The sequence below is a fragment of the uncultured Streptococcus sp. genome, assembly GCF_963525625.1.
Taxonomy (GTDB): Bacteria; Bacillota; Bacilli; order Lactobacillales; family Streptococcaceae; genus Streptococcus.
On sequence record NZ_CAURLD010000005.1, the window covers coordinates 87,244 to 111,350 of the forward strand.

The window sequence follows — 24,107 nt, forward strand, 5'->3', positions numbered from 1 at the left end:
CTCCTCGTCTTACGGGAAGTACATGATGACTTCTCCTTTAGGGTTGAGTGCCAATTCACTCATCAAAAGATTCTTGACAATCTGCTGCTTCATGCGCTCCTTCATATATTCAAAGCCATCGTAAGCCTCTTGGTAGTATTCTACCAGAGGATTTTTCATAGAGAAATGCTGACCGCTCAAGGCTGTCTTGAGTTGCTGCAGATAGTCCACCTGCTCGACCCAGTTCTCATCAATAGCCTTGAGAACGGACACCCGCTGAAAATGGGTAAAGAGCTTGTCAGACTTGAGATAGTCTTTCTTTGCCTGTAATTCCTGCTCAGCAATATCCTGCAAGAGCTCTGCAATTTTCTCCGGCGAATAAATATCGAAATCATAAGGAATACGCTCAGCATGATAGCTGAAATGGTCTAAGATAAAGCGATAGAGGTCAGCCCGCGTCTCATAGGACTGCTCATAGGCCGCCTGATGAATGACCTGACGGAGGACACGGCTGATTTCTTCATCAATCCGCTCTTCAGCTTGAATCAGGCGATTGCGCTCAGCATAGGTAATCTCCCGTTGAATCTTCATACACTGGGCATATTCCAGCGTCATTCGACGGGACATCTTGGCACTGCTTTCGCTAGCCCTCTGAGCCTTAGCCACTAAGCGTCTAAAGCGGCGCTGTCCCAACTGGACTGGATGCTGCTGAACTTCTTCAGTAGAGTAGTCCTTGTAGAACTTCTTGAGCCAGTCTGGCCCCCACTTCCTGAGCAGATCATCCTCTAGCGAGATGAAGAACTTACTAATTCCCGGATCACCTTGGCGACCTGAACGCCCACGAATCTGTAGGTCAATCCGCTGGTTCTCCATCCGTTCAGTACCAATCACCACGAGACCACCCAAATCTGCGACACCCGATCCCAACTTTATATCTGTACCGCGGCCGGCCATGGATGTAGCCACCGTCACCGCACCTTTCTGCCCAGACTCAGCGATGATTTGTGCCTCACGCGCCGCATTGTTGGCATTGAGCAAATTGTGGGCGATGCCTTCTCTCAGCAGTAGGGAAGAGTAAATCTCTGACATCTCTACTGAACCGGTAAAAATCAAGAGGGGATTGCCTTGAGCATGGTAGTGCTTGACCTCATCCAATGAAGCAAAGACTTTTTCTGGCAGGGTCTGGTAAAGCTGGTCTGGTAAATCCTGCCGAATCACTGGCTGGTTGGTCGGGATCTTGATGACAGACATGGAGTAAGTTTCCATAAACTCGCTCTCCACCACCTTGCCGGTCCCGGTCATACCAGAGATTTTCCGGAAGAGCCGGAAGAGATTCTGATAGGTAATGGAAGCCATGGCTCGCGTTTCCTCCGTCAGCTTGACATGCTCCTTGGCCTCAATGGCCTGGTGCTGACCTCCCTGAAGCCGGGTCATTTCCAGCAGACGGCCGGTTGAACGATCCAGAAGCACAACTTCTGCCTCTTTGTCACCCTGGCGGACAACATAGTCCTTGTCCTTCTTGTAGAGCTTGTGGGCTCGCAAGGCTAGATTGAGGTGGCGGACCAACTCTTGATTTTCCTTGGAGAAAAGATGCTCCAAGTCAAGAAAAGACTCCGCCGCCAGAATACCTTTGGATGTCAGCCAGACTTCATTCTTCTCGTCATCGTAGTGATAATCCTCTTCTTCTTTCAAAGTCGTAATGAAGGTATCCATGATACTATAGAAGTTTGACTGAACTCGAGGCGCTCCAGAGATAACCAAAGGTACCTGAGCGCTATCCAAGAGAATGGAGTCAATCTCGTCTATGATGACATAGTTGAAAGGACTAAGATATTGGCTATCCTTATTCTCTGCGAGATTCTCAATCAAATAGTCAAAGCCCAAGGCACTATTGGTCGTATAGACAATATCCGCCTGGTAAATCAGCCGCTTCTGCTTAGGCGTCAAATTTTCAGTCTCATCAGCTAGCACCGCTGCCTCAATAGTCAACCCCAGAAAACGATAGACCTGCCCCATTTCCTGAGCGTCCCGCAGAGCCAGATAGGTATTGGTGGTCACCAGCATAGCTCCTTGACCAGACAGGGCATTAAGATAGAGCGGCATGGTAGCCGTCAGAGTCTTGCCCTCTCCCGTAGCCATCTCAGCGACATTGCCCTCATGGAGAACAATCGCCCCCATGACCTGCACATCGTAGGGAAACATGCCCAGCACCCGCTTGTCCGCTTCCCGCACCACAGCATAAGCCTCCGGCAGCAAGTCGTCTAAAGTCTCACCTGCGGTCAGTCTCTCCTTAAATTCCTGAGTTTTCTTCCGCAAATCAGCGTCTGGCAAGCCAGCCATTTCTGACTCAAAGCTCTTGACTTTGGCTAAGATTTTCTTTAAGCGCTGAATTTGAAAATGATTTTTAATCATCAGACTCCTCTATGATTTGGTCAATATTTAGGCAATGAAACTCTAAGGACTCAACTCCTGCACTCAGCAGCTGAACCTTATAGCTATAGGCTTCGTTTGGATAGGTAAAAATCATACTCTCCGAACGCTCCACTTGATTGCTGATTTCTTTCTCATAGCGGTCAAAGAAGATGATTTTCAGAAAGACGCTGGATTCAGGATAGGTGGTCATATCTCTAGACAGGCAATAGCGAGCTCCCTTTTTGAGCAAGGGGAGAGCAGGCACCTGCCGGTCTCGCTGATAATTCCATTTGGAAGACCATTCATGGATGGTCTGGCCGGAGGCCATTAGTTTATTTTCAAAAAATATATGTGAAGGGGAATGAATAATAAGGGTAGTGCCATAGAGATAGGTAAAGTCAGTCATTTTACCAGCTGCCGAAACCCCTCTCAGCTCTCCCCAGTAAATGCCCTTTCTTTTTTGAATGTTCATTTCTTTCTCCCAAATTCCTTTTCCAATATCATTCGATAGTAATTCATGAACCAAGACACAGACACAGCTAAGTCGTCATTATGGCGTCCAGGGACACCTCTGCTAATCAGCTTGGCCTCAGTCAGATGAAGAGCTGCCACCAGGTCCTCATAGGCCGTCGGATCATAGTCCTCTTCTTTCATATAGGCGATACCAAAGGTCGTCCGGCTGAAATCAGCCTTCTCAAACTTACGCCAGTAGCGTTGATTCAGCTCCTCTACATGCTCCTTATCTTTGCCACCCGTGTGACGGTGAAGGACATCTAGAGCCGTCGGAAAGACCTCGGGCAGGCGTAAACGGCCACGTTGGGCAATAGTTCCTAGATTTCCCAAGGGCTTGGACAAAACGATAGCCCGCGGACGAAACTCCGAACCGTAATAAACCGCACCATAGGTCCCCATCGACATGCCCGACAGGATTAGATCCCGCTCGGTAAAGCCCAGAAAGTCCAAATGCTCTTGGATAATCTTATGAATACCGCTCTCTAGCTCCTGACTGCCTAGATAAAACATACCGCCATCCACGCGCGGATCTGAAAACAAGAGAAAAGGACAGCCCAGACTCCGCATCATTCCGAAGCCCTCGAAGCCTTCCGCCCGACGGTAACCAGAAAAATAAACAGCCAAAGGCGGCTTCAAATCTCCCGGATAAAAGAAGTAATTAATCTCCTGACGGTGGCTATCGCGAAAAATCTTCCCACCCAGAACATACTTGCCAAACTCAAAGCGGGTCAGGCGCTGATGCAGAGCACCTACCTGAATCCGTCCCTCGCCTCTAGCCTCCAGACTGACGCCCAGATAGGAAGTAAAGTCATTGTCCAGAACCATGGATTCACGCATGTCCTCTTCTGCGAAAATAGTCTCGCGAGCAATGTCCGCAGTCGATCCTTCTTGGATATTATAGAGGCGCAGCCGCAGCTCACAGCTGCCTGACTTTTCATATTCAAGCCAGAGTTCAACTGGATTGAACTTGTTGGCAATAATATTGTATTTCCATGACAGGATTGGCTGAAAGTCCTGACCAAAGTCACCTTCCAGCTCTAGATTTTCATAGCCATTGTAGCAAATCTTCCCGCGAAATCCGGGGCTAACCACCATATCAAGCGGTGTCATCTTATCCCCATATTGTCCGGAAAAGAGAGCCATGGACAGCTTGCGAACCAGTTCAGCTCGATCGCTCATATCCGTTGGCTGAGCGCAGTGACGCTTGAGGAAGTACTCAATATCCGCTTCCTGGGTTTCCTGTTCCTGATCATAGAAAACCGTATAAGGGATAATCTTGGCCTCAATCATAAACAAATCTGGGATCCGACGCAAATCGTCCACCAGAATCGCATCAAACTTGCTAATCTTATCCATCTCCATGACCTTTTTGATAGCTAGATTGGAGTTAGGAAAGAAATAATACCAGTTCATATTGTCTGGAATGGCAAGCTCCTTGCTCCAGTCGCTTGAGCCAATCTGTAAGATTTTCAGCTTATTTTGCATTCTCAGCCTCCTTGAGCCACTGCTCCCACCGGCCAATCAGCTCCAGACCAGTATTATGATGGATTTTTTCAATGGAATAAATCAGGGCCTGATTCCAATTTTTCAAACCTTCCAAGTAATAGTCTGCAGCAGTCGGAACATCAGAGATAGAGTCCAAGATATAGCCATTTTGCAGATGGGTCACATAGTCCGAATCCACCAGATTAATCTGCGGAATCCCAGCAGAAATCCCAGCAATCTGCGTATAGAGATTTGGCTGCTCACTCAGGTCAATGATTAACCGCGTATCGTCCAGCTCCTGAATCAAGCTTAGCTCGTCCGTGATATTCTTAATGGCGAAACGGAGGTCCTGCTCCTGATTTTCCAGCAGGGCATTCTCAGCCTGCTCACTGCGGCGGTAGTTCTTTACAAATTCATAGCGATTCAGATACTCATCAATAACCTCCTGCACCTTGGTCTCCACCTTTTGGATTCCTTCCTGCCAAGCATTGTAAACACCGATAGTCAGCTCTGTATCCGGATGCTTGGCCACATAGTGGAGAACCTTGAAGATGGCATAGTCATTAATCCCTTCTTCCAGATTAATTTGATAAAAAATCTTGGATTCACGACGACGCTGGCTCTTGCCCAGCTGCAGACGAGTATCAAAAGGCGACAGGTAGTGCACCTTCTGAGCCTGTCCAGGCAGGTAGCGCTGAATAGCCTTCTTGAAATCCATGCGATCAGTCAAGACTAAATCTGCCTGCTGCAAATCTGCTTCTAAAGCTGGCCAATCCACTGTATGATTGCGCTCATGGAAAAAGCTGAGAATGATTTGAACATTCTTGGGCAATAAGCGCAAAATGGCTTGAGTGTATAAGGGATGCGTTGCTAGCACGAATCGGCTGTCTGCTCCTGCATTGCGCTCGATATAGTGGCCCAATTTCTCCAAGATTAAGTCTGGCATCCGTTCATACTCCAGCTTATCAAAGTCCAGTAAGTAAGCAGGATTGACCTCTATCCGACTGTCGTCAGGCTTCAGATGCTCACGAATCCGCCAGTCACCATCTGGCTGCAGGTAGTCCTGATACAGAGCCTGACCCTCTTCATAGTAGGTGATACTGGAGACAAAGCCCCGATCATCAAAGATATAAAACTTGTCCAGCTGGTCATATTTGAAAAACTTGATGAAGCTGATAAAGCCTTCTACTCCAAACTCGACATGGGCATAGAGCTGTCCCTGCCTGCGAACCATGATTAGAAAGGGCGTATAGACAAATTCGCAGTCAGGCTCCCAGTCCAGATCCTTGATTTGCAGTACCTGCATTTCTTTAGACTGGATTCCCTGAATCTCGTCAAAGACTGAGTAATAATCCGTCTCAAAAATATCCTGCCGATGCAAGAGATAGCGGGCATGCGGCATATAGGCTGGCAAAAGCAGCTGGACGGGCAGATTTTCACTTTGAAAAATCCGAATCTGATGAATCGAGTCATCAAACTCCAGTCGCTGCATAGAGCGGTACCAAGGGACAATATCCCGGTGCCAAACTCGCTCCTCGCTGCCACTCCATGAAGGAATAAAGTAATACATAGTTTCTCCTACAACAATGAACGATAACGGTCATTAAGCGTCAAGGCATCCACCTCGTCCTTAATAGAAAAGACCATCCCGATAAAAATCATAAAAATCCCCGGAATCATACTGAGCCGCAGATAGCGAATGTCCAGAAGCACCACCATCATAGGCAGACCAGAAATCAGGATAAGATAGAAAGCCCCCACTAGTGCAAAATAGGTCACCAAACCATTGATATACCGGCGGGTTGCTCCTCCCGGATAAACATTTTCAATATACTCTCCACTCTTTTGCATCCGTTCAGCAATCTGGTCGCCGCTGATATTGATAAAGGCGAAGGCCAGTGCCAGGATGAAAATAGTCAACAGATAAAGGATAAACCAAGCTGGACTTCCCATAGACAGCGCCTCTATCCACTGCTCAATCAGCTGGTTTTCCGGCTGGAGAAAGTGGATAATCAAAAGGAAGTACTGGGGAATGCTGACCAAGGTCATAGCGTACATAATCGGCATCCCACCAGCAGGATTAAGACGAATATCCAGATAAGAGTATTTCTTGAAACGGTTATGGATATTAATCTTATTGACCGGAATCCGGTACTTGGAGCGCTCGACGGTCACAGCCAGATAGAGAAAGACTAGGCTGAAAACCAGCATCAAGGCCAGCCACAGAGAAGAAATCTTCAACTCCTGAATGGAATGCCAGATATCCTGCGGAATGTAGGCAATCATACTGGCCATGACGATCATGATAGAGCCACCTAATCCCATGGCAGCATTCAAATCCGTCAGCCAGATGAGAAAATAGGTCCCAGCCATCAAGACAATCGTGTCCAGGATGATGATGGTCGTCATATCCACCCCACCTGCTTCTTGCAGTGGCAGGTTTAGGACCAGTGCCACGGACTGAATCAAGGCAATGACCAAAGTCAGCAGCATCCGCCGCCTTTCCTGTACTTCCATAGGCAGCTTGCTCAGATTCAGGCGCTTAGACACGGCAAACATCTGCCAAATCAGCATAGAGGACATCCAAGGAGACAGGCCGACAGAAAAGAGCGACATACTGCGTAGATTTCCCCCCATCAGGGCTGTCGCATAGTTCAAGGTCGTAGAGGTTCCGTCCATGGCAGCTGCCTTACTCATATCGATAAAGGGCAGGGTCAGCTTGGTTCCCAAGACATAGATAAATAAGAAAAACAGGGTCCACAAAAATTTCTTGATAATGACCGGTTTAAAAAATGACTTCACACTGACTCCTCATGACGATGCTTAGAAAGCCTCTATGATAGAACTTCCATGACCGCATCTACTAAGACTTTCTTGCTAAAATAACCTTCCTTGAGCAGGAAAGAGAACTTTCTAACCCGCTCGACCAGAGCCTGATATTCCTCTGCAGTCAGATTTTCAACGATCCGACTGGCCTCTTCCAGACTGTCTACCACAAAGCCCAGACCGCGCTCGCGAATCAGCTCTGCATTGGACAGGTAGGAAGGGACGATGACCGGAATCCCAGCTGCCAGATAAGTGGCAGACTTATGAGAGATATTGAGACCATAGTATTCCGGCTCGTCTGCTGGATTTTCCTCAACACCCCAGACCAGACCCAGACCACCCTTGGACAGCTCCAAGAGCAACTCTGGCCGACTGACCCAGCCGCGATAGCTGACATTGGCCTCTGGATTTGACTCTTCTTCAGGCGAAAAAATCTCCAGCGGCGTTGTATAAGACCAATTGATCAGATGTGGAAAACGCTCCACACTTCCTGCGAAATACAGCTTAGGTGCAAACTGAGGCTGGTGCAGGGGTAAATCATAGGGATGATCCCACATGCGCTGGACCAAAATCTTTTCCACAGTCAGCCCCTCTGCCAGAAGCTTGTCTCGCATCTGCTCAGAAGGCACGATGACCGCATCTGACTGATTGTACATGTCGATATACTCCGGCATCAGATAGTAGTTTGACGGGAACATCAGTGGCGGTACATCATGGATAAAGGTAATCAGCTTGACCTGCAAAATCTTCAGCTTGCTGATAAAGGCCTGGTCAAACTCCCGACCGTTCCAAGTCGGCGACTGATAGATAACCACATCGCCATAGCCCACACTAGCCATGATACCGTCCAGACGCCGACTGAGCTCCGACTGACTGTCGCTGTAAATATCGTAAAAATAAAAACTCAGTTCATTAAAACCCAGCTGCTTGGCTAGCTTGGTCACATCATTCTGGGCGATCAAGGCCGTACTCTGGCCAGACATACCGTATAGATTGGTAATATTAACTTTCATATTCTTTTTCTAATCTTCATTCCTGAGCCAGATTGGCAACAATCTGACTGTCATAAGCTTGGTCATCTCTAAACTCAATATCCTGATCAAAGTTGTGCTCAGCCGTATGCTTGTGCGACAGCTTGACCTTGTGCGTAGCCCCCATCTGGAACCACTCATACTCTGAGTCAATATGCCCAATATCCAGCGCCCGATAACCTTCCTGAACCAGATCATAGACCAAGACCTTGGCCGTCGGACCTAGCATAGTCAAAATCAGACGATTGTCCGCATGTTCTCGAACAGCCTGCTTGATAGCCTCTAGCTTACTGTAGGCGTTGCGCGAAGGACAGATAATCCGCTTGATAGACCTAGCCCCGTCAAAGAGGTCATTGCCCACACCAGAGCGAGAAGTCTCTCCTTCCACGATCAAGAGGTCCTTGTCCTGCCATAGCTGCTTGAGCTTTGCAAAATAGCCCGCAGATGGCGTCTTATCTTCCAAGTCGATATAAGGTCGGGAAATAAAGGTTGAGCCATACCAAGGCGCTCGACAAATCTCTTGATAGTCTACCAAATGTTGATGCAAATGATCTTTCCAAAAGTTCTGTGCATCAATGGAATAGCGTTCCAGCCCTGTAAAGACATCAGACAGACAGACCATCAAACGCTCATCGCTCTCCATAGACATGATCTCTCTCAAGCGCGCTGACAGTTCGGGGTCGTACTCTTGATAAGGGATACTGCGGCCAGCAATCAAATCCATCTCCCCATCTCCAAAGCGAATCACTGAAGCCCCTTTTTCCAAGAGATAATCCAGTGATTGGTCGATAGAGAGGACAGAAATCTGACGCTCGTCAAGATCGCCAATACACAACTTTTCAATAGCCTCTACCATGACTTGAGGATTACTAGCAGGAAAGACTTCCTGCCCTTGCTGACCATGAGCTGTACTGTCAAAGGCAAAGACTGACTTGCCAGCAGACTTAAAGCGAGAGATGATATCTCCGACCTCATCACCGGCATTGATATCCAGCAGCAGCTGAGACTTGGCTTCCAGCGACTCCAAAAGTGCCGGAATTCCAGCAATATCTGAGCTGACGCTGACATTAGGATACTGGAGCAGACGCGTGATTGGCTCTGCTACCACGACCGGTGCCGCGATGTAGAAATGACAAGCAGGCAGGGCTTGAATCAGATAGTCGATATGCAGCAGGTCACAAGAGTAGGTGTAGACTAGGCAGGACAGACTTGAACCATCTTCCTCTTCCACCATTTTTTGAGTCAGGGCTCCGACTGGCTCCTCCATATCCGACCAATCCAGTCCCTGATAAAACCACCATACCTCACGATAGATGGACTGAGTATACTCTTTCCAAGGCTTGCGCTCGGTCAGATAGTGGATGACAGGCGGATAGAGACCTTTTTCTGGCGCATAGTCCGAAAAGGTCGTGTGCAGCGTAATGCAGTTATAAGCAAAGGGTAGCTCCAGCCAGCGATTCTCAAAGAGCATATTGAGAATGCTTTGATCACCAGACGGTACCTTGTCATGCCATTCATTGGTCAGTTCAATCAAACGTTGGCGAATATTTTCCTGCTTCCAAAGGGCATTATTGATTAATAAGAACCCAGCATTAAAGATGTGCTGATGAAAATACACTTGCCCACCCAGATCCTTGACCGCAGCAAGGGGTGCATCTCCAAGTTCTGTTTCAAATAAGGAGCTTAAATCCCGCGTGACAACGATATCGCAATCCAAATACAAAGCCTTGTCTTCCTCAATAAAATCCGCTACAAAATAGCGCAGGAAAACAGTATAACTAATATCCGTTTTAAAATTTGATACCAGCGAAGCAGACACCCGAGCATTGACAATCTGGCAGTCCAGCTTGGCCAGTCTCTTTTGCATGCTGACAAACCACTCTGTCGGAAAGTCACTGTTGATGACATAAAACTTGATAAAGCGATTGTGGCAGACGATGGACTTAATGGTGGTTAAGACCTGCTCACTATAGGCAGCATTAGCCGCCAGCACCACAGCGCGAAAGGCTTGCGGCTTCTCTTTTTTCATCAGACTGCGCAGCTTTTCCACCATCTCCTGTGGATTTTCATGCGGATAGACCAGCTCTTCGTTTTCATTTTTCTTAGTATTGTCAAAAGCCAAAACTGGCTTGTCCAGCGTCTTGAAACGACTGCTCAACTGATAGTGCTCGCTTCCATGGTGAATATCCAAATAGATCTGGCACTTATCAATGAGCTCATCCAGAACTGCATGAATAACCTGCGGATAAAGATGGATATTTTCATAGCGATCCAAAGAACGCAGATAATCTCCCATATCTGTGTAACAGGCTATATAAAAATGAACGCTAGGCAGGGACTGGGCTAAAAACTCAATCTGCTCTAGCTCTTGCACATCTGTCAGGAGCATACAGTTGAGAGCGGACTGCTCCCAATGATCCGGCAGCTCAAACTCCTCCTGATGATGGGCTAAAACATCCTCCAGACTCAAAGCCTGAAAGTCCCACCAAAGCTGGCGGTACCGATAGCTAACTTCCGAGTTCCATGGCTTGCGGAAGGTCGTATAGTGGATAATCAGAGGTTCCTGGTCCAGCTCAAAATGGCCATTCCAGCCGCTGTAAAAGGCCACCAAATCATGGCCGACCTGCAGATTGTAAATCTTATCCAAGGCAAGCCAATCCTGAGCTAACACATGATTTAAAACCGTCTGATCGCCGTTGAAATCCTCCATCTGGCCAGACTGGACCAAGCCCATGATGCGGTCCGTTTCCTTGATAAAGGTCTCCTGCAGCTGCTTTTCTTTCCAGGATTGATTATCAATTAGCAGAACGCCAGCATTAAAGCCGTAACCTCCAGCATCTCCAACCGCAGCCACAAGCTTGCCCTCTAGAGAAATATCAAATAAAGGCTGCAAATCTCTATTAACTACTAGATCACTATCCAGATAAAGGACACGTTCCTCGACAACAAACTGCGGAATGAAATAGCGAGCATAGGTAGCTGAGCTGATATGGTCCTGCGTCAGCCACTCTGGACTGATAGTCACTTGGTCCAAGCTGATATTGACCAATTCACTATCCAGCTGCTCAGCCAGCTCATTAAAATCACGGAACCACTCGTCACTCAATCCCTGATTGAAAACATAGATTTTTACATTTTTGTTATAATATAAAATCGACTTAATCGTTGTAGAGACTTGCTCCTGATAGGCCTGATCCCCAACCAAAACTATCGTTTTCATTTTCACCCTTACTCTTTCATTTCATAAACTCTTAAACATCATTTCTATACTTGATATTATATAAAATATTGTCCAAAAAATCTATATTCTCAAGGATTTTCCTGCACAATAAAGGATACTTTTTTCTACTAAATTGTCAAAAAAACAGGAAGTTGTCAAAACTTCCTGTTTCTATTGCCTCTCGGTTTCTTTTTACTAGTTCCTGGTCTAGTATTTTAGTAAGCAAGCACCAGAAATTATCAAGTTATTTCCTTAAGGCTTACTCTGCCCATCACTTCCTCAACTCACTAACTGAGTGAACTTTCGACGGACTAAAAGATAAACTGATCGGCACTATTTACTGCTACTCCTCAGAGTCACTTTTCTTTTTACGTCTCTTGAAGGCCAAGCCCAAGGCTCCTATACCCAGAGCTAGGATGGAAGCCTTGCTCTCCGTCTCCCCTGTCTGAGGCAGACGACCTCTAGAAATCAGATCCAGCTCAGACTGTCTTGCTGAAGCGGACAGACTTTCAGATGTGCTCTGACTAGCTGACAGGCTCGTAGACAGGCTTTCTGATACAGACTGACTGACACGGGCAAGCTCGCTGAGACTGACTGCTGCTGACAGTGACTCACTTGTAGAAAGGCTTAATGAGTAGAATTCCTTCTCATGAACCAGATCCAGCTGACTATGCAAGACTGAGGTGCTGGTGCTCAGTGAGGTAGACTCGCTGATTGACTGAGAATCGCTAATCGAAGCACTTTCTGAACCAGATAGACTAGCCGATGTACTTGCAGATTCTGAAGCACTTACTGAGGCAGATATACTTGCCATCGCCAAGGCAGATGCACTTACTGAAGTGGATTCGCTGATTGAGGCGGATTCACTTGCTGACACAGACGCACTCGTCGAAGCGGACTCACTTGCAGAGACAGATGCGCTGGTTGAGGCAGACGTACTTGCGGATACAGATGCACTCGTTGACGCTGATTCACTTGCGGAGACAGACGCACTCGTCGAAGCGGACTCACTTGCACTTACGGATGCACTGGTTGATGCAGACGTGCTTGCACTTACTGATGCGCTCGTTGAAGCTGACGTGCTGGCATTTACCGATGCACTTGTGGACGCTGACGTACTTGCTGAGACGGATGCGCTCGTCGAAGCGGACGTACTGGCGCTTACAGACGCACTCGTTGAAGCTGAGATACTTGCTGAGACAGATGCACTGGTTGAAGCGGACTCACTTGCGCTTACTGAAGCACTGGTTGATGCAGATTCGCTCGCACTTACGGACGCACTTGTAGACGCAGAGGTACTTGCGGATACTGACGCGCTAGTTGACGCGGACGTACTTGCACTTACTGAGGCGCTTGTCGACGCAGATTCACTTGCGGATACAGATGCGCTTGTCGACGCTGACGTACTTGCACTTACGGACGCGCTTGTCGACGCTGACGTACTTGCTGATACTGAGGCACTCATAGACGCAGATATGCTTGCTGACACTGACGCGCTCGTTGAAGCGGACGTGCTGGCTGAAACTGATGCACTCGTCGATGCGGACGTACTTGCGGATACAGACGCACTGGTAGACGCTGAGGTACTTGCTGATACGGATGCACTCGTTGAAGCGGACGTGCTGGCTGAAACTGATGCACTCGTCGATGCTGATTCACTTGCACTCACTGACGCACTTGTGGACGCGGACGTACTTGCGCTTACGGACGCGCTCGTTGACGCTGACGTACTTGCACTTGTTGACGCACTCGTCGACGCTGATTCGCTCGCAGATACAGATGCACTAGTCGACGCTGATTCGCTTGCGCTTACGGACGCGCTCGTTGACGCTGAGGTGCTTGCGGATACTGACGCACTAGTCGACGCGGACGTGCTTGCGCTTACGGACGCGCTCGTTGACGCAGACATGCTTGCAGATACAGACGCACTTGTTGATGCCGACGTGCTGGCAGATACAGACGCGCTCGTGGAGGCGGATGTACTTGCGGATACAGAAGCGCTGGTTGACGCGGACGTACTTGCACTTACGGACGCACTTGTTGATGCTGACGTACTTGCACTCACTGACGCACTCGTCGATGCGGATGTACTTGCGGACACAGATGCACTCGTTGAGGCAGACGTGCTTGCACTGGTTGACGCGGACGTGCTTGCGGATACTGATGCGCTGGTTGATGCTGAGGTGCTTGCACTTACGGACGCACTGGTTGACGCTGAGGTACTTGCAGATACAGACGCACTTGTTGATGCCGACGTGCTGGCAGATACAGACGCGCTGGTTGAGGCGGACGTACTTGCACTTACTGATGCGCTCGTTGAAGCGGATGTACTTACTGAAACTGACGCGCTCGTTGAAGTGGACGTACTTGCTGATACTGAAGCACTCGTCGATGCGGACGTACTTGCACTTACTGATGCACTCGTTGAGGCAGATGTACTTGCGCTTACAGATGCACTCGTTGATGCGGACGTACTTGCAGATACTGACGCACTGGTTGACGCAGATTCACTTGCAGATACTGACGCGCTAGTCGACGCAGACGTGCTTGCACTTGTAGACGCGCTCGTTGAGGCAGATGTACTTGCAGATACAGATGCGCTGGTAGACGCTGACGTGCTTGCAGATACAGATGCACTCGTCGACGCGGACGTGCTGGCACTTACTGAGGCACTGGTTGATGCTGACGTACTTGCTGATACAGAGGCGCTGGTTGACGCAGACGTGCTAGCGCTGACTGACGCACTTGTGGATGCTGACGTACTTGCGCTCACTGACGCGCTAGTTGACGCGGAGGTGCTTGCGCTCACGGATGCACTAGTGGAAGCGGACGTGCTTGCTGACACAGATGCGCTCGTTGACGCTGAGGTACTTGCAGATACTGACGCACTCGTCGACGCTGAAGTACTTGCACTCACTGATGCACTCGTCGACGCGGACGTGCTGGCACTTACTGAGGCACTCGTCGATGCCGAGGTACTTGCGCTTACGGATGCACTCGTCGACGCGGACGTACTTGCTGAAACTGACGCACTTGTGGACGCAGATGTGCTTGCACTTACTGACGCACTCGTTGAAGCCGACGTACTTGCTGAAACTGATGCACTTGTGGACGCGGACGTACTTGCACTTACTGACGCACTTGTCGATGCTGAGGTACTTGCGCTCACTGACGCGCTCGTCGATGCGGACGTGCTTGCGGACACTGAGGCACTCGTCGACGCTGAGGTACTTGCACTTACTGACGCGCTCGTTGAAGCCGAGGTACTTGCACTTACGGACGCGCTGGTCGATGCGGAGGTACTTGCGCTCACTGACGCACTCGTGGACGCTGAGGTACTTGCTGATACAGAGGCGCTGGTTGACGCAGACGTGCTAGCGCTGACTGACGCACTTGTGGATGCTGACGTACTTGCGCTCACTGACGCGCTAGTTGACGCGGAGGTGCTTGCGCTCACGGATGCACTAGTGGAAGCGGACGTGCTTGCTGAAACGGACGCACTTGTCGACGCTGAAGTACTTGCACTCACTGACGCGCTCGTGGACGCCGAGGTACTGGCTGATACTGACGCACTTGTCGACGCTGAGGCACTTGCGCTCACTGACGCGCTCGTTGATGCGGACGTGCTTGCACTTACGGATGCACTAGTAGACGCAGACGTGCTTGCACTTACGGATGCGCTCGTTGAAGCGGACGTACTTGCACTTACTGACGCGCTGGTCGATGCTGACGTACTTGCAGAAACAGAGGCACTTGTTGAAGCCGATGTGCTTGCGCTTACTGACGCACTCGTTGAAGCAGACGTGCTTGCACTTACCGACGCGCTCGTTGAGGCTGACGTACTTGCTGAAACGGACGCACTCGTTGATGCGGACGTACTTGCACTTACTGACGCACTGGTTGAAGCAGACGTACTTGCACTTACTGACGCACTGGTTGAAGCAGACGTACTTGCACTTACCGACGCACTTGTAGATGCTGAGGTACTTGCTGAAACGGACGCACTTGTCGACGCTGAAGTACTTGCACTCACTGACGCGCTCGTGGACGCCGAGGTACTGGCTGATACTGACGCACTTGTCGACGCTGAGGCACTTGCGCTCACTGACGCGCTCGTTGATGCGGACGTGCTTGCACTTACGGATGCACTAGTAGACGCAGACGTGCTTGCACTTACGGATGCGCTCGTTGAAGCTGAGGTGCTTGCACTTACTGATGCACTCGCCGATGCTGAGGTGCTTGCAGATACAGATGCACTTGTTGAGGCTGAGGTGCTTGCGCTGACTGACGCACTCGTCGATGCAGACATACTTGCAGATACTGACGCACTCGTTGAGGCGGACGTACTTGCACTTACTGACGCACTTGTTGAGGCGGACGTACTTGCGCTTACTGACGCACTCGTTGAAGCGGACGTACTTGCAGATGTTGATGCACTCGTCGACGCGGACGTGCTGGCACTTACTGATGCACTTGTTGAGGCTGAGGTGCTTGCACTCACTGAAGCACTCGTTGAGGCGGACGTACTTGCAGATACGGACGCACTCGTTGAGGCGGACGTGCTGGCAGATACGGACGCACTCGTTGAGGCGGACGTACTTGCACTTACCGACGCGCTCGTTGATGCCGATGTGCTTGCAGAAACAGATGCACTTGTCGATGCGGACGTACTTGCAGATACTGACGCGCTAGTCGACGCAGACGTGCTTGCACTTACGGAAGCGCTCGTTGAAGCTGACGTACTTGCTGAAACGGATGCACTCGTTGAAGCTGACGTGCTTGCACTTACGGAAGCGCTCGTTGAGGCAGATGTACTTGCTGATACGGATGCACTCGTCGATGCTGACGTACTTGCACTTACTGACGCGCTCGTTGAAGCTGATTCGCTCGCACTTACCGATGCACTCGTTGAAGCGGACGTACTTGCAGATACGGACGCGCTCATTGAAGCGGACTCACTTGCACTTACAGATGCGCTAGTGGACGCGGACGTACTTGCAGATACTGACGCACTCGTCGATGCTGATGTGCTTGCGGATACAGAGGCGCTAGTGGACGCGGACGTACTTGCTGATACGGATGCACTCGTCGATGCTGATGTGCTTGCACTTACAGATGCGCTCGTTGAAGCGGACGTGCTGGCACTTACGGACGCGCTCATTGAAGCGGACTCACTTGCACTTACTGATGCACTCGTTGAAGCGGACGTACTTGCAGATGTTGATGCACTCGTCGACGCGGACGTGCTGGCACTTACTGATGCACTTGTTGAGGCTGAGGTGCTTGCACTCACTGAAGCACTCGTTGAGGCGGACGTACTTGCAGATACGGACGCACTCGTTGAGGCGGACGTGCTGGCAGATACGGACGCACTCGTTGAGGCGGACGTACTTGCACTTACCGACGCGCTCGTTGATGCCGATGTGCTTGCAGAAACAGATGCACTTGTCGATGCGGACGTACTTGCAGATACTGACGCGCTAGTCGACGCAGACGTGCTTGCACTTACGGAAGCGCTCGTTGAAGCTGACGTACTTGCTGAAACGGATGCACTCGTTGAAGCTGACGTGCTTGCACTTACGGAAGCGCTCGTTGAGGCAGATGTACTTGCTGATACGGATGCACTCGTCGATGCTGACGTACTTGCACTTACTGACGCGCTCGTTGAAGCTGATTCGCTCGCACTTACCGATGCACTCGTTGAAGCGGACGTACTTGCAGATACGGACGCGCTCATTGAAGCGGACTCACTTGCACTTACAGATGCGCTAGTGGACGCGGACGTACTTGCAGATACTGACGCACTCGTCGATGCTGATGTGCTTGCGGATACAGAGGCGCTAGTGGACGCGGACGTACTTGCTGATACGGATGCACTCGTCGATGCTGATGTGCTTGCACTTACAGATGCGCTCGTTGAAGCGGACGTGCTGGCACTTACGGACGCGCTCATTGAAGCGGACTCACTTGCACTTACTGATGCACTCGTTGAAGCGGACGTACTTGCACTTACGGACGCACTCGTCGATGCGGATTCACTTGCAGATACGGACGCGCTGGTAGATGCGGACGTGCTCGCAGATACGGATGCGCTCGTTGAAGCGGACTCACTTGCACTTACAGATGCGCTAGTGGACGCGGACGTGCTTGCTGAAACTGACGCACTTGTCGATGCGGACGTACTTGCTGATACTGATGCACTAGTGGACGCAGACATACTTGCGCTCACTGACGCACTCGTTGACGCTGATGTGCTGGCAGACACTGACGCGCTTGTCGACGCTGACGTACTTGCTGATACGGACGCGCTTGTCGACGCGGACGTGCTGGCAGACACTGACGCACTCGTTGACGCTGACGTACTTGCTGATACTGATGCGCTTGTCGACGCTGACGTGCTTGCTGATACTGAAGCGCTTGTCGACGCAGACGTGCTGGCAGACACTGACGCGCTTGTGGACGCCGATGTGCTGGCAGATACTGATGCGCTCGTGGAGGCGGACGTGCTTGCTGACACAGACGCACTCGTTGACGCTGATTCACTTGCACTTACTGACGCGCTCGTTGAAGCGGACGTACTTGCACTTACAGACGCGCTAGTGGAGGCAGACATACTTGCACTTGTAGACGCACTTGTGGATGCGGACGTACTTGCACTTACAGACGCGCTGGTTGAAGCTGAGGTACTTGCACTTACCGATGCGCTTGTCGATGCGGACGTACTTGCACTTACTGACGCACTCGTTGAAGCGGACGTACTTGCACTTACAGACGCGCTAGTGGAGGCGGACGTACTTGCGCTTACAGACGCACTAGTCGATGCGGAGGTGCTTGCTGAAACGGACGCACTGGTCGACGCTGAGGTACTTGCACTTACTGACGCACTCGTCGATGCTGAAGTACTTGCACTTACTGACGCACTCGTTGAAGCGGACGTACTTGCACTTACTGATGCACTCGTTGAAGCGGACGTACTTGCAGAAACGGACGCGCTAGTGGAAGCTGAGGTACTTGCTGATACGGATGCACTAGTGGACGCAGACATACTTGCGCTCACTGACGCGCTCGTGGAAGCCGAGGTACTTGCACTCACTGACGCACTTGTTGACGCGGACGTGCTAGCTGAAACTGAAGCACTTGTTGAGGCTGAGGTACTTGCACTTACTGATGCACTTGTTGAAGCGGACGTGCTAGCTGAAACTGAAGCACTTGTCGATGCAGACGTACTTGCTGAAACTGATGCACTTGTCGACGCGGACGTACTTGCACTTACGGACGCACTAGTCGATGCGGACGTGCTTGCACTTACAGAGGCACTCGTTGAAGCTGACGTGCTTGCTGAGACAGAGGCACTTGTGGAAGCTGACGTACTTGCACTTACGGACGCACTCGTTGAAGCTGACGTACTTGCACTTACCGACGCGCTCGTTGAAGCTGACGTGCTTGCAGATACAGAGGCACTTGTGGAAGCTGACGTACTTGCTGAGACTGACGCACTTGTCGATGCAGACGTACTTGCACTTACCGACGCACTCGTCGATGCAGATGTACTTGCACTCACTGACGCACTTGTTGACGCGGACGTGCTAGCTGAAACTGAAGCACTTGTTGAGGCTGAGGTACTTGCACTTACTGATGCACTTGTTGAAGCGGACGTGCTAGCTGAAACTGAAGCACTTGTCGATGCAGACGTACTTGCTGAAACTGATGCACTTGTCGACGCGGACGTACTTGCACTTACCGATGCGCTAGTGGACGCAGAGGTCTTAATTGACACAGAAGTACTTATAGATGCGGAACTACTTGCTGAAGTTGAGGCACTAGCAGAGGCTGACTTACTTTCTGCAATAGATGCGATTGTTGAGGTAGAGGCGCTGACGGATGCGGAGGTGCTTGCAGATTTAGAAGTACTTCCTTCTCTTGTATCTACTAACTTGCCACCATCAACTGTGGCCGTTCTGCCATCTCTGAATGTGATAGTAGTATTACCATTATTAGAAACCGAAATAGCTGTATTTAAGTTTTTATTTTCTACATCTATCGCTCTTAAGTTTGGATTACTCTGCTTAATCGCTTCTCTGACCTGATTTTTTTCAGTTTCAGATAATTGATTAGGATTGTTGACTAATACAGTATTCTCAGGAAGATTTGGTCTGTATCGAATAATTAACATAAACTGACCATTAACTTCTCTTTTTCTAACCGCAGCGTTCATTTCTTGTTGCGTCACATTCACGTTACCTGCAGCATCGGTAGCAACAATATAACGCGTATAGTCACCAATAGCTGTATCAACAGGAACATTTCCATAAATTCGTATCCTTAGCTGATTACCCTCTTGTTGAACTGAATGTTGCACCCAATTAGTAGCTCTATCATCGCCATTATTATATAGCCAACGATATCGTGTTCTGGATATATCAAAAGCATTCGAATTATCTGTAACAGTCGCATAATATTCGAATGACTCTCCTCTATAAACTGTAATTTCACTTGGAACATTAACAACAGGTCTCTCTGTATCAACAGCATTTGCTACGTCACGACGCGTTCTTCTACGCCCAGTCTGACTAGAGGATTCTGTAGACTGCTGGCTGCTTGTAGAGTTGCCGGTTTCTGATGCAGACGATGCAGAGGTCTGACTGGCAGAAACTGACTGAGAAGAACTGGTTGGCTGACTAGTACTAGCTCTGACTGAATCAGATGTACTTGAAGACACTGAAAGAGACTCAGATACACTTAAAGAATCTGAGACTGATTGAGATGTGCTGGCACTGATAGAAGCAGAGCTAGACTGTGACATTGACTCTGAAGCTGAAATGCTGGCAGAGATAGACGCACTGACAGAAGCACTGGCACTGGCTGAGGATGTATCTGATACAGACTCTGACTCAGTATGTGAGCTTGCTGTTGCGGTCGCTGCTTCAGCAGCACTGCTTTCTTCTCCTAAAACTGTTTCACCACGTGTCGCTAAAACGTCTGTCGTGTCAATGACTTTTTCCAGAGCCTGCTCTTCTTCCGCATGGACGATTGTGTTTGTCACAACAGCTCCGCCCAGCACGGCTCCCGTGGCGACAATGCCCCTCAAAAAGTCTATGCCGCTCTTCTTATCGGTAACTTGTTCTTCCGTTACCTTGAGCTCGATCGATGAAAGGCCTCCCCCTCTCATTGATCTAAAAAGGCCGAACTGTGATGTCGCAGCACGCAGCCAATGCTTGCCCGATTTAATCAGCTTAAAACGAGTCACACGCTCTACTTCGTGGTACTTACCTTTTTGACGTTTAAAAAACATAATTCTCCCTTTAATTTATATCCTTTTTAAAAATCCATTAATCCCATTTTACCACACTATTATATAAAATGAACAATAAAATACTTATTTTTTTTGCTGAAATTGTTTTCAAGCATTTCCAAAAATATTCATATTCAAAATAATTAGGTAGCTTTCATCTTTTTTAACAAATAAAAAAACGCTAAACAGCGTTTCTTGCATCTTATGACGGAAGACATGGGATTCGAACCCACGCACGCTTTTACACGCCTACTGCGTTTCCAACACAGCCTCTTAAGCCTCTTGAGTAATCTTCCACAAAAGAGAAAGTCCAGCTTTCTCAAAACTTTAACCATTATACCACATTACAGCCCCAACCGCCATAGTTTCCATTAAATTTTTTCACAAATTCAACCAAAGTCCAAACATTCTGGTTCAAATCAAAGATTTCCGTCGTATCCATACGAATCACTTGCAGCTGATATGGTTTGTCCGCATCTTCTATCTTTTCAGCAGATACGAGGCTATAGCCCAACTCTTCAACTTCCTTTAGGAAACCATCTCGGTCTTCCTCCGAAGCAAAATATGCCCAATGGTCAATCTCGCGCTCCTGACTATGGTCATCGCCGTCCTGCTCCAGCTGGTACCAGACCCGCTGGTTGAGAATGGTCTGATACTCGTATTCATTAGGATAGAGAAAGTCAAAGTACTGATCCCATTCCTCATCTTCCAAGGTAGCCGAGTCATAGCGGCGGTCTGGAAAGTCGCGCATCACGTTTGCAATCGGCTCCAGATGGCTTTTCTTATCTTGCAGATAGTAGTAAAACTCAATATTTCCATCTGTTGTAATCACACCAACATGAATGCCACCGACCTGCCCCAAAGCCTCAGAAAGCCGATCCTCAATCACATTCAGCTCCTTAAACTCTTCACTTGATGGAAAACCCGTCTCTCCATCGTACTGGAGGAGCGAAATCTTAAGCCTCATAGCATGGGTATAGAGAGGATAGGGTGCCTCATCAGCAAGAGCTAGATTCAGACGGATACTAGCCAACTTGTCGTCAATATAGGTCGAGAAAGATCCCCATTCACTCGGAAAAGGATCCTCAGAAGGCACATCGAGCACTGTTGATTCTTCCACCTTTTCTAATTTCTCTTCCTCTTGTTCTTGCTTCTTACCAAACAGATTCTTAAAAAAAATCATATCAAACTTCCCTTAATACTTATGAAATTGACCAACTAGAAATACCAATATTTCCTTTGTCATCACTAACATCATTGTATTACTTTTTCAAACAGAAATCAAGATTCCCTGAACATAGCAAAAGCAAAAAACGCTGATTTCTCAACGTTTTAGAAAAGCTTTAAAATAATGGAGCCGGTGGGAGTTGAACCCACGTCCAAACACCTGCTAACACATTTGTCTACAACCATAGGCTATGTATTGGTTTAACTTCACTTTGACACATAGCTCAAGCCCAAGTCAAGCGAGTCTATCAATCTCTTGCAAAATCCCTAGACTAGACTTTGCCGTAGCTTGCTCATAATAAGACCTGTCATCAGACACAAGCAATCCGAATCGGGTCACGCTGGCTGGTTTTTAGGCAGCTAAAGCGTAAGAATTGTTATTTTTTGCAGTTATATTTAACTGGCGTTTTACATCCGCTAGATGGGTTGCAAAATGTGCCTCATAATGCCTGTCGAATCCGTAACGACCCCAAGACAATAGGAACATTATAACAGAATCTGCTAAAAAAAGCAAAAGCCTGCACGCAGCAGGCTAGTACTTACTATCAGTTCTTAGCGAATCCCCAAAGCAATTCGAGCATAACGGCTCATCTTTTCCACCGTCCAAGCTGGGTACCAAACCAACTTAACATCCGTCTTGGTAACCTCTGGAACATCTGACATAGCATCATAGATTTGGTCAGTCAGAAGATCCGCCAGAGGGCATCCCATGGTTGTTAGTGTCATATCGATTTCCGTTTCCCCATTAGTCTCGTCAAAACGGATTTCATAGATTAGACCCAGATTGACAATATCAATCCCCAGCTCTGGGTCAATGACTTGCTCCAAGCTCTCTAAAATACGTGTTTTAATCTTTTCAACTTCTTCAGGGCTGTATTTTTTTTCTGACATGCAATATCCTCCTTATAGATATAGCAGAAATTTCAAGTTAGCTCGAGGGGCTTTTGCTTTCAGTTAGGATTGCCGGCTTGACGCTTTCCTGCTCTGCCCCTCCTTGCTCTTCATTCCTTAATCTTCGATAAAGTCTCTGAGTGGTTTGCTGCGGCTTGGATGGCGGAGTTTACGCAGGGCCTTGGCTTCAATCTGGCGGATCCGCTCGCGGGTGACATTGAAGACCTTGCCGACATCTTCCAGTGTCCGCATTTTTCCATCGTCTAGACCAAAGCGCAGACGCAAGACGTTTTCCTCGCGGTCTGTCAGCGTATCCAAGACCTCATCCAGCTGCTCACGAAGAACGACACGTGTTGTGTAGTCGACTGGATTTTCAATCACTTCATCTTCGATAAAGTCTCCCAGATGACTGTCATCTTCCTCACCGATAGGTGTCTCCAAGGAAACTGGCTCTTGAGCAATCTTGAGAATCTCACGAACTTTGTCAGGCGTCATATCCATGCGCTCAGCGATTTGCTCTGGTGTTGGGTCTTGACCCAATTCCTGCAAGAGATTGCGTTGCTCGCGGACCAGCTTGTTAATGGTTTCCACCATGTGGACTGGAATCCGAATAGTCCGAGCTTGGTCAGCAATCGCACGGGTAATGGCCTGACGAATCCACCAAGTCGCATAAGTTGAAAACTTAAATCCTTTGGTGTAGTCAAACTTATCAACAGCCTTCATCAGCCCCATATTTCCTTCTTGAATCAAATCAAGGAACTGCATACCACGGCCGACATAGCGCTTAGCAATGGAAACAACCAGACGAAGATTGGCCTCAGCCAGACGCTGCTTGGCTTCCAAGTCTCCCTGTTCTACCAAGATAGCCAGCTCCTGCTCTTCTTCATTGCTGAGAAGGGGCACAACCCCGATTTCTTTCAGATACATGCGGACTGGGTCATTAACCTTGGCTGAATTGCTGCCTAGGAGCTCTTCATCCGTCAGCTCCGCTTCTTCCTCTTCGTTATTTAAGACACGCGCGCTGGGATTTCCTTCTTTATCCGTAATTGAGATGCCCGCATCCTGGATGCGCTGCAGCAAATCCTCAATCCCATCGGCATCCAAAGTGAAAGGAATGACCAGCTGGTCATTGATTTCATCATCTGTCGCAACCCCTGTCTGCTTGTGTTTGCGGATAAATTCTGCAATTTGAACGTCTAATGTTGTTACTTCTTTTTGTTTTGTAGCCATT

At 48.9% G+C, this 24,107-nt stretch carries 10 protein-coding genes, 1 tRNA gene, 1 other RNA gene and 2 pseudogenes; all 14 read right to left on the reverse strand.

Annotated features, from left to right (window positions below):
- Positions 1 to 9: 9 nt before the first annotated feature.
- Positions 10 to 2,391 carry an accessory Sec system translocase SecA2 gene (gene secA2, locus RYK49_RS04255; protein ID WP_314864979.1) on the reverse strand — a complete coding sequence of 794 codons (2,382 nt, stop codon included), beginning with the start codon at positions 2,389 to 2,391 and terminating at the stop codon, positions 10 to 12.
- The gene (gene asp3, locus RYK49_RS04260; RefSeq protein WP_002895934.1) at positions 2,384 to 2,863 is read right to left on the reverse strand and encodes an accessory Sec system protein Asp3; all 480 of its coding nucleotides are present in this window, start codon (positions 2,861 to 2,863) and stop codon (positions 2,384 to 2,386) included. The genes secA2 and asp3 overlap by 8 nt, the downstream gene beginning before the upstream one ends.
- On the reverse strand, positions 2,860 to 4,389 hold the full coding sequence (gene asp2, locus RYK49_RS04265) for an accessory Sec system protein Asp2 (RefSeq protein WP_314864981.1): 1,530 nt from the start codon (positions 4,387 to 4,389) through the stop codon (positions 2,860 to 2,862). The genes asp3 and asp2 overlap by 4 nt, the downstream gene beginning before the upstream one ends.
- Positions 4,379 to 5,959: an accessory Sec system protein Asp1 gene (gene asp1 / locus RYK49_RS04270; RefSeq protein ID WP_314864983.1), complete on the reverse strand. Its 1,581-nt coding sequence runs from the start codon at positions 5,957 to 5,959 to the stop codon at positions 4,379 to 4,381. The genes asp2 and asp1 overlap by 11 nt, the downstream gene beginning before the upstream one ends.
- 8 nt (positions 5,960 to 5,967) lie before the next feature.
- Positions 5,968 to 7,191, reverse strand: coding sequence for an accessory Sec system protein translocase subunit SecY2 (secY2, locus tag RYK49_RS04275; protein ID WP_314830882.1), 1,224 nt, complete (start codon positions 7,189 to 7,191; stop codon positions 5,968 to 5,970).
- A 32-nt stretch (positions 7,192 to 7,223) separates the two neighbouring features.
- Positions 7,224 to 8,228 (reverse strand): sugar transferase, encoded by a 1,005-nt coding sequence (locus RYK49_RS04280; RefSeq protein ID WP_314830881.1) that lies wholly within the window; start codon positions 8,226 to 8,228, stop codon positions 7,224 to 7,226.
- A gap of 16 nt (positions 8,229 to 8,244) precedes the next feature.
- Positions 8,245 to 11,466 carry an SP_1767 family glycosyltransferase gene (locus RYK49_RS04285; protein WP_314864986.1) on the reverse strand — a complete coding sequence of 1,074 codons (3,222 nt, stop codon included), beginning with the start codon at positions 11,464 to 11,466 and terminating at the stop codon, positions 8,245 to 8,247.
- Between the two features lie 343 nt (positions 11,467 to 11,809).
- Positions 11,810 to 13,786: pseudogene (locus RYK49_RS11350) on the reverse strand (LPXTG cell wall anchor domain-containing protein); the annotation flags it as partial.
- Between the two features lie 2,052 nt (positions 13,787 to 15,838).
- Positions 15,839 to 20,758 (reverse strand): annotated as a pseudogene (locus tag RYK49_RS11355) (accessory Sec-dependent serine-rich glycoprotein adhesin); the annotation flags it as partial.
- A gap of 208 nt (positions 20,759 to 20,966) precedes the next feature.
- Positions 20,967 to 21,054: transfer RNA gene (locus tag RYK49_RS04295), tRNA-Ser, on the reverse strand.
- A 38-nt stretch (positions 21,055 to 21,092) separates the two neighbouring features.
- Complete coding sequence (locus tag RYK49_RS04300; protein WP_314864988.1) at positions 21,093 to 21,941, reverse strand: DUF695 domain-containing protein; 849 nt, start codon at positions 21,939 to 21,941, stop codon at positions 21,093 to 21,095.
- A 166-nt stretch (positions 21,942 to 22,107) separates the two neighbouring features.
- Positions 22,108 to 22,456, reverse strand: a transfer-messenger RNA (tmRNA) gene (gene ssrA, locus RYK49_RS04305).
- Positions 22,457 to 22,537: 81 nt separating this feature from the next.
- Positions 22,538 to 22,876 carry a metal-sulfur cluster assembly factor gene (locus RYK49_RS04310; protein WP_002895943.1) on the reverse strand — a complete coding sequence of 113 codons (339 nt, stop codon included), beginning with the start codon at positions 22,874 to 22,876 and terminating at the stop codon, positions 22,538 to 22,540.
- Positions 22,877 to 22,993: 117 nt separating this feature from the next.
- Complete coding sequence (rpoD, locus tag RYK49_RS04315) at positions 22,994 to 24,106, reverse strand: RNA polymerase sigma factor RpoD (protein WP_314864990.1); 1,113 nt, start codon at positions 24,104 to 24,106, stop codon at positions 22,994 to 22,996.
- Position 24,107 lies beyond the last annotated feature (1 nt).

What these genes read in the sequence shown, in the direction of transcription:
- rpoD (WP_314864990.1), bottom strand. Translation starts at nt 24,106, where the DNA reads ATGGCTACAAAACAAAAAGAAGTAACAACATTAGACGTTCAAATTGCA.
- secA2 (WP_314864979.1), bottom strand. Translation starts at nt 2,391, where the DNA reads ATGATTAAAAATCATTTTCAAATTCAGCGCTTAAAGAAAATCTTAGCC.
- RYK49_RS04300 (WP_314864988.1), bottom strand. Translation starts at nt 21,941, where the DNA reads ATGATTTTTTTTAAGAATCTGTTTGGTAAGAAGCAAGAACAAGAGGAA.
- RYK49_RS04280 (WP_314830881.1), bottom strand. Translation starts at nt 8,228, where the DNA reads ATGAAAGTTAATATTACCAATCTATACGGTATGTCTGGCCAGAGTACG.
- RYK49_RS04285 (WP_314864986.1), bottom strand. Translation starts at nt 11,466, where the DNA reads ATGAAAACGATAGTTTTGGTTGGGGATCAGGCCTATCAGGAGCAAGTC.
- asp2 (WP_314864981.1), bottom strand. Translation starts at nt 4,389, where the DNA reads ATGCAAAATAAGCTGAAAATCTTACAGATTGGCTCAAGCGACTGGAGC.
- RYK49_RS04310 (WP_002895943.1), bottom strand. Translation starts at nt 22,876, where the DNA reads ATGTCAGAAAAAAAATACAGCCCTGAAGAAGTTGAAAAGATTAAAACA.
- asp1 (WP_314864983.1), bottom strand. Translation starts at nt 5,959, where the DNA reads ATGTATTACTTTATTCCTTCATGGAGTGGCAGCGAGGAGCGAGTTTGG.
- asp3 (WP_002895934.1), bottom strand. Translation starts at nt 2,863, where the DNA reads ATGAACATTCAAAAAAGAAAGGGCATTTACTGGGGAGAGCTGAGAGGG.